13 protein-coding genes are annotated in these 12403 nt (G+C 65.0%); 9 read left to right on the top strand and 4 right to left on the bottom strand.

The annotated features are described in order from the left end of the window. The first annotated feature begins 132 nt into the window (after positions 1-132). From FVP33_RS12540 to FVP33_RS12505, 8 genes are all read left to right on the top strand, one after another. Positions 133-1335: a pyridoxal phosphate-dependent aminotransferase gene (locus FVP33_RS12540; RefSeq protein ID WP_147783995.1), complete on the top strand. Its 1203-nt coding sequence runs from the start codon at positions 133-135 to the stop codon at positions 1333-1335. A gap of 458 nt (positions 1336-1793) precedes the next feature. Next, entirely contained in the window at positions 1794-2939 is a 1146-nt protein-coding gene (locus tag FVP33_RS12535) for an FAD-dependent oxidoreductase (protein ID WP_147783994.1), read from the top strand. 19 nt (positions 2940-2958) lie between these two features. Continuing rightward, on the top strand, positions 2959-3552 hold the full coding sequence (locus tag FVP33_RS12530) for an amino acid synthesis family protein (RefSeq protein WP_147783993.1): 594 nt from the start codon (positions 2959-2961) through the stop codon (positions 3550-3552). 27 nt (positions 3553-3579) lie between these two features. Then, the gene (locus tag FVP33_RS12525) at positions 3580-4341 is read left to right on the top strand and encodes a class II aldolase/adducin family protein (protein ID WP_222706711.1); all 762 of its coding nucleotides are present in this window, start codon (positions 3580-3582) and stop codon (positions 4339-4341) included. Positions 4342-4397: 56 nt separating this feature from the next. Continuing rightward, positions 4398-5333 (top strand): 3-hydroxyacyl-CoA dehydrogenase NAD-binding domain-containing protein, encoded by a 936-nt coding sequence (locus FVP33_RS12520; RefSeq protein WP_147783992.1) that lies wholly within the window; start codon positions 4398-4400, stop codon positions 5331-5333. After that, positions 5333-6172, top strand: coding sequence for an alpha/beta fold hydrolase (locus FVP33_RS12515; RefSeq protein ID WP_147783991.1), 840 nt, complete (start codon positions 5333-5335; stop codon positions 6170-6172). The genes FVP33_RS12520 and FVP33_RS12515 overlap by 1 nt, the downstream gene beginning before the upstream one ends. A 35-nt stretch (positions 6173-6207) precedes the next feature. Further along, positions 6208-6663 (top strand): YbhB/YbcL family Raf kinase inhibitor-like protein, encoded by a 456-nt coding sequence (locus FVP33_RS12510; RefSeq protein ID WP_147783990.1) that lies wholly within the window; start codon positions 6208-6210, stop codon positions 6661-6663. Positions 6664-6665: 2 nt separating this feature from the next. Beyond that, positions 6666-7379: an amidohydrolase family protein gene (locus FVP33_RS12505; RefSeq protein WP_147783989.1), complete on the top strand. Its 714-nt coding sequence runs from the start codon at positions 6666-6668 to the stop codon at positions 7377-7379. 48 nt (positions 7380-7427) lie between these two features. Here the strand turns inward: FVP33_RS12505 and FVP33_RS12500 are convergent, their stop codons facing one another. The 4 genes from FVP33_RS12500 to FVP33_RS12485 all read right to left on the bottom strand — a co-directional run bounded on the left by FVP33_RS12500 (position 7428) and on the right by FVP33_RS12485 (position 11040). Next, positions 7428-8975, bottom strand: a complete 1548-nt coding sequence (locus FVP33_RS12500) for a GMC family oxidoreductase (RefSeq protein ID WP_147783988.1) — start codon at positions 8973-8975, stop codon at positions 7428-7430. Between the two features lie 3 nt (positions 8976-8978). Next, positions 8979-9707, bottom strand: coding sequence for a pyridoxal 4-dehydrogenase, SDR-type (gene pldH, locus FVP33_RS12495; RefSeq protein ID WP_147783987.1), 729 nt, complete (start codon positions 9705-9707; stop codon positions 8979-8981). 45 nt (positions 9708-9752) lie between these two features. After that, positions 9753-10511 (bottom strand): 4-pyridoxolactonase, encoded by a 759-nt coding sequence (gene pldA / locus FVP33_RS12490; protein ID WP_147783986.1) that lies wholly within the window; start codon positions 10509-10511, stop codon positions 9753-9755. 130 nt (positions 10512-10641) lie between these two features. Next, positions 10642-11040, bottom strand: coding sequence for a hypothetical protein (locus FVP33_RS12485; RefSeq protein WP_147783985.1), 399 nt, complete (start codon positions 11038-11040; stop codon positions 10642-10644). 265 nt (positions 11041-11305) lie between these two features. Between FVP33_RS12485 and FVP33_RS12480 the strand changes: the two genes are divergently transcribed. After that, the gene (locus FVP33_RS12480) at positions 11306-12397 is read left to right on the top strand and encodes a putative B6 ABC transporter substrate-binding protein (protein WP_147783984.1); all 1092 of its coding nucleotides are present in this window, start codon (positions 11306-11308) and stop codon (positions 12395-12397) included. The last annotated feature ends 6 nt before the right edge of the window (positions 12398-12403 follow it).

The following is a 12403-nucleotide window of genomic DNA, read 5'->3' as shown; positions in this document are numbered from 1 at the left end:
CGGGTTTGCCGAAAATTTCATACGATCGTCATACAATAAACCATAGTTCGAGTGCCGCACCACTTGGCACCGTCACCGCACGGTGGCCGTCCCGTGTCGGCCGAATTCCACCCCGACGAATAGGCTTGCGCCGTGAATCACGATTCTTCTCGACTTTCCCGGCGCATCTCTTCGATCTCCGAGTCGGCGACTCTGAAGGTCGACTCGAAGGCTAAGTCGCTCAAGGCGTCGGGGCGTCCGGTGATCAGTTTCGCGGCGGGTGAGCCGGATTTCCCGACCCCGGACTATGTGGTCGAGGCGGCGGTGGTCGCGGCCCGGGATCCCAGGAATCACCGCTACACCCCCGCGGCGGGGCTCCCGGAGCTTCGCGAAGCCATTGCCAGAAAGACCCGCCGAGACAGCGGGCTGGAAATTTCGCCCTCCCAGGTGATTGTGACGAACGGCGGGAAGCAGGCCGTCTACGAGGCGTTCGCCACCCTGCTCGATCCCGGCGACGAAGTGCTGGTCCCCGCACCGTTCTGGACGACCTATCCGGAGGCCATCAGTCTGGCTGGAGGGGTTGTCGTCGAGGTCTTCGCGGGAGCGGACCAGGGCTACCTCGTGACGGTCGACCAGCTCGAAGCCGCCCGGACGCCGAAGACGAAGGTGCTGTTGTTCGTGTCGCCGTCGAACCCCACGGGCGCCGTCTTCTCGCGTGAGCAGACCGCCGCGATCGGGCGGTGGGCGTTCGACAACGGCCTGTGGGTGATCTCGGACGAGATCTACCAGAATCTCAGCTATGACGGCGTGGAGGCGGTTTCCATCGTCGAGGCGGTCCCTGAGTTGGCCGACCGCACGATCCTCGTGAATGGGGTGGCAAAGACCTACGCGATGACGGGGTGGCGAGTCGGATGGCTCATCGGTCCTCTCGACGTCGTCAAGGCGGCCGCGAACCTCCAGTCTCACCTCTCATCGAACGTCTCGAACATCTCGCAACGCGCGGCCATTGCGGCGCTGGATGGACCCCAGGAGACCGTGGAGCGGATGCGGCAGGCGTTCGATCGACGCCGGCGTCTGATGGTCGACGGACTCAATGCGATCGAGGGGATCGTCTGCCCGGAGCCCGCCGGGGCCTTCTACGTCTATCCGGACGTCACCGGATTACTGAACCGGGAATGGGGCGGGGTGACACCCGGCACATCGCTGGAGCTCGCGGACCTGATCCTGGAACAGGCAGAGGTGGCTGCCGTGCCCGGCGAAGCGTTCGGCCCCAGCGGCTATCTTCGCTTCAGCTACGCGTTGGGTGAGGCGGAACTTCTCGAAGGGCTCTCGCGGCTCCAGCGACTGTTTCGATAGAGCCACCGCGGGGCTCTGACCGGGACTCTCGACTCGACGTCGCAAGACTCGAATTCCCCATCGGTCAGCGGTCAGGCACCACCTGGTCGAGGATGATGGCCCTGAAACAGGGCCTCTATCGGTTTGTCCAAAATGCTTCGCGCGGGACATGCCGCTCCGGGAGCACCAGCGTGCCGTCTGCGAGTGATTCGCCCCCGCGGCGCGCCCCGTGCTCGGTCTGGTGCGAAGGCGCAGGACGCATCGGGCACTGGGACCCGACCGCCACGGCGGAGTGATCGCGGGCCGCGAAAACGACTCGGTCGATCGCCGGGGAGACCGCCCGGAAAGAGTCCCCTGTGTTAACTCATTGTTTCGACCCGGGCGTCCCTCTTGACGAACAGGGGGTCTCATCAGATAGCGTTTCTTTCGTCTTACGATAAAGCGATTGCACATAGTGATAAGAAGCCCGAGGATCCCATATGAGTTCCACTCCCCACCGTCGGCACGCAGAGGTCTCAGGAGCCGGCTTCGCCGGACTCACCGCATCGATCGCGCTCGCGCGTCAGGGATGGACGGTTCGCGTTCACGAACGCGCCGAAGTGCTGCGTGAGCAGGGCGCCGGAATCGTGCTTTGGCAGAACAGCCTTCGGGTGCTCGACGCCTTCGGCCTGATCGACGAAATCAACGAGGGATCGATGACCCCTCCCTTTTACGAGACGCGCATGCAGAACAGCATCGTCTCTGACGAAGCCATGCCTGACATCTGGTGGCGCACGATGACTCGCCCGTTCCTGCACTCGGTGCTCGCCAACGCCGCGCGGCGTGAGGGTGTGGAGATCCTCACCGGATCGACTGTCGCCGGCGCAACCGAGCAGGGCACGCTGTGGCTCGAAGACGGAACCGAATTCGAGGCGGATCTCATCATCGGGGCCGACGGCGTCGGCTCGCCGGTGCGCGATTCCCTGGGCATCGAGTTCGACCGCCAGACCAGCCGCGATGGAATCTCGCGCTTTCTCGTTCCGCGCAAGAAGGCCGAGTTGCAGGCGATCGAGCCCGATACCGACTGGGACAACATGATCGACTTCTGGAACCTCGAGCCCAGGGTGCTGCGCGTGCTATACACGCCGGCTAACGAGAACGAGCTCTACATCGCGCTCATGGCGCCCTCCGACGACCCGGATGGGTCGGCGGTGCCGATCGACCTCGAACTCTGGAAGTCGATCCATCCCCAGCTCGCACCCGTGCTCGACGAGGCCGCGAAGGTCGAGGGCAAGTACTACGGTTACCAGACCACACGCCTCGAGCAGTGGACGAAGGGGCGGGTCGCTCTGGTGGGGGATTCCGCGCACGCGATGTGCCCGGCGCTCGCGCAGGGCGGGGGATGCGCGATCATGAATGCGTACACGGTCGCCCAGGCCGCGTCTGAGTCTGACATCGCCGGCATCCCGGCTGCGTTGGTCGAGTGGGAGCGCGTCGAGCGGCCGATAACCGACCGCTGCCAGGATCGTTCGCAGGAGTACGCCAACACCCGCGGGATGGCTTACGGCAACCAGTTCACCGGCGACGTGAATGAGACCACACTGTACGACCCGACCAACAGTCACCGCCACGACGCAGTGGTCTGAGAAGAGAGACGAGAAGAGAATGTTCCCCGAGATCGATTCCTATTACCAGGTGCGCGAGTGGTTCGGCTTCGTGCAGGAGATCAGCCATGAGGGCGGCCCCGTGCAGCAGCAGCCCCTGTTCAAGGCGGTGGCCGGCGTGGTCATCGCCAACCCCTTCGCCGGACGTTGGGTCGAAGACCTGTCGCCCCTGACCGAGCCGAGCGCGAGCCTCGGCACCGCCCTCGGAGCCCGTGTGCTCGCGCTCTTGGGCGGTCGGCCGGTCGAGGGCTATGGCAAGGGCGGCATCGCCGGAGTCAACGGCGATCAGGACCACGTCGTCGCGTGCATCACGACCGTCTTCGGCGACGCATTTCGTGCGGCTGTCGGCGGCGGAGAGGCGTGGATCTCGTCGGCGACCAAGACCGCGTCGACCGGCTCGTCGCTCGACGTGCCGCTGGCATACAAAGACGAGTTGTATGTCCGCTCCCACTACGACGCCGTGACGCTGACCGTTCCGGACGCGCCGAGACCGAACGAGCTGCTCATCTGCGTTGCCGCGTCGACACGCGGCCGCATCCACCAGCGCGTGGGTGGGCTCACTCGCGACGAGGCGATCGCCCAGCTCTCGAAGTAATTCACCCCTCTTCACGAAAGGCAAACCGTGGGATACACCTCCGGCACGTTTCACCAGGACGAATCCATCGCCAACTCTCTCGAAGACGCCGCGCGCGCGCACCGCATCCTCGAGCTGGAGGGCCATGGCGACATGTCGATGGGCCACATCTCTTTTCGCGATCCGTTCGGCCGCGGGCTGTGGTTGAAACGCGGCAACCTCGCGCTCTCCGAGGTCGTCGGCGACGACTTCATCCTCATCGATTTCGACGGCAACGTGCTCGCGGGCACCGGGCTCCGTCATCTGGAGTGGCCATTGCACGCCGAGATCATGCGGGCCCGCCCCGATGTGAACTTCGTCGGCCACTCGCACTCGCACTACGCGACGGTGCTCGGTGCGACCGATGAGGACCTCGGTCCGTTCAACAACCACGGCGTGTGGTTTGCGGAGCATGGCGTGCCGCGCTTCAGCGAGACCAGCCAGATCGTCACCTCCGTCGAACTCGGGGTCGCGGTCGCTAAGCAGCTGGGCGATGCGGAGGCGATCCTGCTCAAGAATCACGGAGTCGCCTTCGTGGGGGATGACGTGGCAGAGATGATGCTCGCCGGGATCTTTCTGGAGTGGGCGTGCAAGTTCCAGCTGGACCTGCTCTCGTCCGGAGCGAAATTCGACCGCCCGGACCACGAGGAGAGCGTTGAGAAGCGTCGGCGCATCTACCCGCCGAAGGCCCAGCGCAATTACTGGATGTACTTCAACCGCAAGCTCGATCGCGTCGAGGCCCTGCAGGGCATCGGTATCGCCCAGGTCTGACCGATCCCCCTAACCGCAACGCCACCACCAGTTCCCAGATGAAAGCGAGACCGCTCATGAGTTCACTCCCCGCCATTGCGACCGTCGTCGGCTCCGGCACGATGGGCCCCGGCATCGCCGCGACCCTCGTGCGTGCCGGCGCCGAGGTGCGCGTCTACGACATCAGCGCCGAGGCTCTCGCCAAGGCCGAGAATACGTTCGCCTTCGCCTCTGGCGTGCTCGAGCAGCTCGGCAGCGACACGGTGGAGGGCGGATCGGTGAGCTTCACCACCGACATCGCCGCGGCACTCAGCGGGTCGCTCTTCGTGATCGAGGCCGTGCCGGAGAAGATCGAGCTGAAGAAGACGGTGCTCGGGCAGATCGAATCGCTGGTGGGCAAGGATGTGATCATCGCGACCAACACCTCAGGAATCCCGATCACGGCGATGGCCGAATCGATGACCGTGCCCGGCCGTTTCGTGGGCATGCACTGGTCCAACCCGCCGCACCTCATCCCGATGATCGAGGTGATTCCCGGAAAGGCGACCGACGCTGCGGTCACTGACCAGCTGGTCGAGATCGTCAAGGCCTTCGGCTACCACCCGGTGATCGAGAAGGAGATCGCGGGCTTCGTCGAGAACCGAGTGTTGTATGCAATCCTGCGTGAGTGCGTGGCTCTGCTCGAAGAGGGCATCGTCACGCCCGAGGGTCTCGACACTGCGGTCAAGTGGGGCATCGGTTACAAGCTCTCGGTGATCGGCCCAACGCGACTGCTCGACATGGCAGGCATGGACATCTATGCGGCGGTCTCGAGCTACCTCAATAAGGAACTGAACTCCGACACCGAGACCCCGCAGGTCGTGACCGACATGATCGCCGCGGGCAAGCTCGGCTTCAAGACCGGCGGTGGCATGTACGAATACGGCGAGGGCGACGTCGCGGCGAAGCTCAAAGACATCACGGCCGGGCTCGTCGCCGCGCGCAAGACCCTGTCGAGCATCACCCCGGTCTGATGCTCACCTCCTCGGTCGAGAGCCTCGCCGCCGGCCTGCAGCGCACCCACGGGGCGGATGTCGATATCGCCTTTCGGGTGCGCGGCACCGGCCCCGCGGTCGTGTTGCTGCACGGCACCTCCGCGAGCCATGCCGTGTGGGAACCGATCTCGTCGGCGCTCGAATCGTCAGCCACCGTGATCGCCCTCGATCAGCGCGGGCACGGCCGAAGCGATAAACCGGCCACGGGATACACCGGGGCCGATTTCGCAGGCGACGTCCTGACGGTTCTCGACGCGCTCGACATCGACACCGCCATCGTGGGTGGCCATTCACTCGGTGCTCGCAACGCCTGGCTGGCGGGGGCGCTGCATCCGGAGCGCACCGCGGGTGTGCTCGCGGTCGAATACACCCCCTGGGTCGAGGGCGACGTTCTCGACACTCTGCACGCGCGCGTCGCCGCGGGCAATCGCGCCTTCGCCTCGGTGGATGACGTCGAGGCCTATCTGCAGGAGCGTTATCCGCTGCTGCCGACAGACGCAGTCGCGCGGCGGGCATTGTGGGGCTATCGCCAGCACGACGACGGGCTCTGGCGTCCGCTCGCCGATCCGTCGGCCATGGACCAGCTGATCGAGGGCTTTCGCACCCCGTGGTCCGTGGAGTTCGCCGCGGTCAGTGTGCCCATGATCCAGGTGCGCGGCGCCAACAGCGGCATCGTCAGCGATGCGGCGTGGCAGGCGGCCCTCGCGGCACGACCGCAGGACCGGTTCGTCGTCGACCCGACGGCCGATCACTACGTTCCCGAAGAGAACCCCATGCTGGTCGCTGCTGAACTGCGGCGCCTGCTCTCGCTCTCCTGATTTTCCCTCCGTTGCCCCCTACAGAAAGGCCCACCGTGGCGCTCTTCGTCGACAAACTCACGATCTCGAGTCCTGACATTCAGCCTCTTGCCCCCATCCCCGCCCAGTTCTCGGCGGATGGCGGCAACACGACTCCCCGCCTGGAGTTCTCGGGAGCGCCCGAGGGCACGGTCGAACTCGCCATCATCTGCCACGACCCGGACGCCCCGTTGCCCGACGGCTTCACTCATTGGACGGTCTACGGAATACCCGCCGATGCGACGTCTCTCGACCTCGCCGCCGCTGGGGTCAAGGTCGGGCCGAACGGTGCGGGCCAGGCCTCCTGGTATGGCCCGCAGCCGCCCTTCGGTCACGGGGTGCATCACTACTACTTCTGGGTCTACGCCCTCAACCGGGCAGTCACGGGCGTGCCGACGCGTGAGGAGTTCCTCGCGGACTACAGCGACGCGATCATCGAGCAGGCGCGTTTCGTCGGCACCTTTCAGCGCTGATCGTGGAGATCACCGACGCCCACATGCACGTGGGGGAGTTCCCGCTTTTCGATGTGCGTTTGGACAAGAACGGCCTTGCCGGTTACCTCGCCGACAACGGCATCGCGACGGGCATGATCTTCAACCCCGACAATGCTTTGGTGCGCGAGACGGTGCATGAGGTCGACAACGCCTTCGGGCTCTACTGGGCGAATCCCAAGAACCCGGATTGCGTGTCCGAGTTGCGGGATTACCTGGCCGATCCCAAGTTCCGGGGCGTGAAGATGCACCCGCTGCTCGACGGCTATCACCCGGACGAGCCATTCGTCTGGCCGGTGATCGAGGTGTTGATCGAGCACGGACTGCCCGCGCTGATCCATTGCGGGCACCCGATCTTCACCCTGCCCTGGAGCATCGAGGAACTGGTCACCCGATATGAGGAGGCCAGGATCATTCTCGGTCACATGGGTCACGGCAACATCGTCTACATCGACGGGGCGATCGCGGTCGCCTCGCGGCATCCGAATGTCTGGCTCGAGACCTCGGGTATGCCGATGAGCTCGAAGATCCTTGAGGCAGTGCGCCGCATCGGCAACGACCGGGTGATGTACGGGTCGGACGGCCCATTCCACCAGCCCAAGGTGGAGCAACTCAAGGTGCAGCTCGCCGGACTCGATCCAGCCGACCTGGTCGAGGTCATGGGCGGCACGGCGCAGCGGCTGTTCTTCGGGGACTGAATCACCCGGCCATGTGCCTCAGCCGCCACGATGGATGCTCACGCCGAGTCAGCTGGCAACGAACCAATCCGCAAACGACTCCGCGATCGCCAGCACCGACGCGTGAACCGGCCCGGCGGTGATCGAGGGGATGACCGACGCATCCACCACATAGCAGTTGCTGATTCCGCGCAACCGCAGGTCGGGGGTGACAGGGGTGTCGGCGGTGGCCCCCATGCTCAGGGTGCCGACCGGGTGGTGGTGCGTGATGGCGGCCCGCTGGATGAACGCGTCCACGTCACGCCGCGATGACACGGATGCGCCGGGCAGCAGTTCCTCGCGACGCCACCCTGCCATGCCTTCCGATGCCCCGACGAGCCGGGCGTGCTCGAGTGCCGCGCGGAACATCACGCGGTCGTGCTCCGTGTCGAGGTAGTTCGGGTCGATGATGGGGGCGTCGTCTGCGGAGGCGCCGCTGATGCGCAGGGACCCGCGGCTGGTCGGGTTGGTCACGCCGAACAAGAGCGTGTACGCACCGCCGGGGGCGACCTCCGCCAGCCGCGGCTGATGCACCTCGGATGCGCTGGGGCCGACGACGCAGCCGACCACGACATCCGGAGCTCCGCTCGTGGTGCCGAGCCCCGAGAGCGACAGATACGTCATCGACTCCGAGAGCTGCAGACGAGACGGGGCGACCGGGTGCGACGAGGAATAGACGTTGCCTGCTCCGAGCAGGTGGTCCTGCAGGTTGCGCCCGACCCCGGTCGACTCGATGAGCGTCTTGACTCCGGCAGGGGCGAGCACTGCCGGGTCCCCGATGCCCGAACGCATGAGCAGCAGGGGGTCGGCGAGGGATCCCGCCGACAGGATCACGACATCCGCCTCGATGAGTTCCAACGAACCACCGACCTCATACTCGACCCCGGCGATGCGGTCGCCATCGAGGATCAGCCGATCCACCGTGGCACCCTCGATGAGCGTCAGGTTGGGACGGTGGAGCACCGGGTCGAGGTAGACGTCGGAGACCGTGACGCGCTCGCCGTTGCGGATCGTGAGCGAGTTCGGCGTCGCGCCGAGCATCTCGCCGCCGTTATGGTCCGGGATGAGGGGCACACCGAGTGAAGCCCAGGCGTCGAGGTAGCTCTGCACAAGCGGGCTGCTCAGGTCGGGACCGGGCAGCAGCACCGGCAGCGGTCCGTCTGCTCCGTGAACGGCGCTGGGCCCTCCGGAAAACGACTCAGAGCGTATGAAAAAGGGAAGCAGCGACTCCCACGACCATCTGCTGTCTCCCGTCAAGTCGACCCAGCGGTCGAAGTCGGCGCGACAGCCGCGCATGTGTGCCATGGCGTGCATGAGGCTCGACCCGCCGAGGCCCTTGCCGCGCGGCCATTCGAGCGACCGCCCGGCAAGGCCCGGCTGTGGTGCGGTCTCGAAGGCCCAGTCCCAGGGCTTGCCGTAGTTGAACGGCCAGCGCCCAGGCGCACGCATGTCGGGATCGGTGACCCGACCGCCGGCTTCGAGCACGACCACGCTACGCGACGTGTCGGCAGTCAACCGGTTGGCGAGCACGCTCCCGGCGGATCCTGCTCCGATGATTAATACGTCGCAGCCAGCCATGGGTCAATTGCGCGTGTGGCCGCCGTCGACCACGAGAGTCTGGCCGGTGATCCAGCCGGCCTTCTCGGAGGCGAGGAACGCGACGGCGGGAGCGATGTCTGCTGGCAGGCCCTTGCGGTCGAAGGCCTGGGCGGGCAGCACGTAGGCGAAGCCTTCGTTGTGGGCGCTTCCGAGCACCCCCTCTGTCTCGGTCAGGCCCGGGGCGACGGCGTTGATCGTGATGCCGTCCTTGCCGACCTCGCCGGCGAGCGAACGGACGAAGCCGATCGACGCGCCCTTCGTGGCGACATAGTGCGCGAAGTTCGGGGTGCCCGCCACGAAGGTGTTCGAGGCGATGTTGACGATGCGCCCGTAGCCGGCCGCCGCCATGACGGGCGTGGTCGCCTTGGTCATGAGGAACATGCCGTCGAGGTTCACCGCCATGACTCGGCGCCACTCGGTGAAGTCGAGCTGATCCCACGGCACGAAGGGAACCAGCGCCGCGTTGTTCACGAGGATGTCGATTCGGCCGAGCTCGTCGACGACCGCCTTGGTGAATGCTGCCACCTGCTCGGGGTCGCTCACGTCGAGCTTCTTCGCGACTCCGCCGATCTCCGTGGCGACCGCGGTCGCGCCGTCGAGGTTGATGTCGGCGACCACGACTCGGTGGCCGTCTGCGGCGAGTTCCCTGGCGATGGCGGCACCGATGCCCTGTGCCGCTCCGGTGACGACGGCGACGCGCTGCTCAGTCATGTTCTACTGCTTTCTCGTGTTTTCGGGGTTGATTGGGTGGTGGGGTCAGCTGCCGCCGTAGAACTGCGGCGCGACCTTCCACTGCTCGTATGACTCGAGCTCGTGCGAAGGGTAGACGTCCGCGTCGCGGGTGCGGGCGAGGTAGTTGAGGCGTCGAATCGCCTCGACCGACTTCGTGGGGTCGAGGTGAAATCCCGCGATCCACTCCTTCTCCAGCGTCGTGCGCGTGTAGGCGGCATCACCGCAGAAGAGCATGCTGCGTTCGTTCTGCAACTCGACGAGCAGCGAGTAGTGGCCTATCGTGTGCCCGGGCGTCTCGAACAGCCACACGCCCGGCACGATCTCGTAGTCACCCGAGATCGGTCTGTAGGTGACCCCGGGGTAGTCAAACGAGACATCGGAGTAGCCGAGGCGCTCGAAGGGCTCGGGCACCTTGGCGTGACGCAGCTCCTCCTTGTGCACGAGCGTGGTTGCGTTGGTCAGGTACTTGTTGCCACCCACGTGGTCGAAGTGAAAGTGCGAGTTGATCACGATGTCGACGTCTTCGGGCTTGTAGCCGCAGAGGGCGAGTTGCGCGGGGATGGTCTGCTCGGGTGTCTGCAGCGGCAGTTCGAAGGGCAGCACGGCGTTGACGTGGTCGAGGTCGTACCCGGTGTCATAGAGGATCAGGGCGTCTGGATGCTCGATCAGTACGGAGTAGACCGGGAACCGTACCGGTGTTCCTGCATCGATGTGCCAGTGCACATCAGACGCGTCGATGACGAGGGTGCCGCCGTCGAGCAGGTACACCTTTGAATCGGTCATGGGTTCCTCCGAAAGGCCAGATTTTTTACAGTGCGTTAATTGTTCATCACAGTATGAGAAGCAGTGCGTGCTGGTCAAGGGTTGTGATGGTGTGTCCCAGCAGGTTTTTACACGACTGAAACGTGACCGCTCACGGAACGGGTGTCGGGGCCGGCGTAGCCAGGCGGTTGCCGTCTTCGAAGTGTGCCTCGTCGGAGTAGATCTCCCAGACGTAGCAGTGGTCGAGCATGGGGGTCTTGTCGAAGTCGCCGATGCAGGTGGCATCTTGATATCGCGCCTTGCCCTTGAGGTCGTAGAACACACGGCACAGCACCTTCCAGGTTCCTGGCGGGGCCACCGATGGGTCGTTGAACAGGTGTTCCGAAGGGGTCCAGCAGGCGGTCGAGCTCACAGTGCCGCCCTCGAGCTTCAGCGCGAGCGGCGCCGCCTCCCCGAGTTGGCTGAAGGCCGCGGCATCCTGTGGCACCGCAACCACGTTGGTCGGCACGGGCGATGGGCCGCTCGTCGACGTCGAAGGGGGAGACGACACACCGGCCGTCTGGGCGGCACTGCAGCCTGTGAGAACAAGCGCGGCAGCAAGGCAGGTCACGACTAGGGGCACTGCTCGGGTCACCGGATTCATCCATTCATTAAGCGGTGTGGTCATTAAGGTTACGTTTCGACTCTGTAAAAACACGTTCTCACCCGTTGACCATCGGGTCGTTCTTCTCATAGTGTCAGCTACCACCCGCACAATGTGAGAAACGTTGGCACCCCGCCAGACCAGATCACCTATCGAGAGGAACGCATTTCTCATGCACAGCCCCACCTCTTTCGCCCGCCGGTCGCTTGCGGCCACAAGGGCAGTACCCCTGATTGCCGTGGTCGCGGTCGCGGCCCTGCTCACCGGATGCGCTGGCCGAGGCACTGCCCCGGCCAACACCTCTGCGAAGAGCGACTTCACCACTGTCACGATCGTCACTCCCGCCACTGAGTCCGACCACGGTTGGAACCAGATGGGTCTCGCCGGAGCAAAGGCCGCAGCCAAGGCGACCTCGCTCACGCTCACGAGCGACACCAACGTCGGCTACGACAACACCCAGACGATCCTCACCCAGGCCGCGCAGAAGTCGGGCGTGGGCTTCGTGATCGCCCACGCCAGCGGATTCGGCCAGGCGGCGGCGTCTGCCAACGCCAAGACCGGCGTGCCATTCCTCATCACCGACGTGCCGACGGCCCAGGTCAAAGACAAGATCGGCGTCATCACTTTCAGCGCCCAGCAGGGTGGCTACCTGGCAGGCATCGCCGCCGCCATGACGACGAAGACCAACAAACTGGGCATCGCGATCTCGGCCGACGACGTGAACTGGTTCACGATGTCGGGCGGCTTCATCGCCGGCGCCAAGAGCGTCAACCCGTCGATCCACGTTGATGTCGCATACATCGGCGCAGCCGCCTACGACGATTCGGCGGGCGGTAAGAAGGTCGTGCAGCAGCTCATCGCGGCGGGCGACGACGTCATCTTCGGCATGGGAGACGGGGCGACCGTCGGCTATGTCGCAGCAGTCGATGAAGCCAACCAGGCTGGCAACAAGGTCAAGTACATTGCCGACATCGGTGACGTCTCCGACCTCGTGACCAACCCCAACGAGGTCCTCACCTCGGTGCTCTGGGTCTTCGACGGCGCATACAGCCAGGCGATCAATGACATCAAGGCAGGCAAGTTCGCCACGGCTCCCTACAACCTCGACCTGAAGAACGGGGGAATCAAGCTGCAGAAGACCGCAGACATGACCTCTGACATCACGGCAGCCACGACGAAGGCACAGAAGGGCATCGAGGATGGCAGCATCACCGTTCCCGACACGTCGACCAAGGCAGACCTGACCGCCTTGCTCAACGGATAGCACGTA

The sequence above is a fragment of the Lacisediminihabitans profunda genome, from assembly GCF_008040105.1.
GTDB classification, from domain to species: Bacteria; Actinomycetota; Actinomycetes; order Actinomycetales; family Microbacteriaceae; genus Lacisediminihabitans; species Lacisediminihabitans profunda.
Note: the sequence above shows the minus strand (reverse complement) of the source record. Positions and strands in the feature narration are given on the sequence as shown.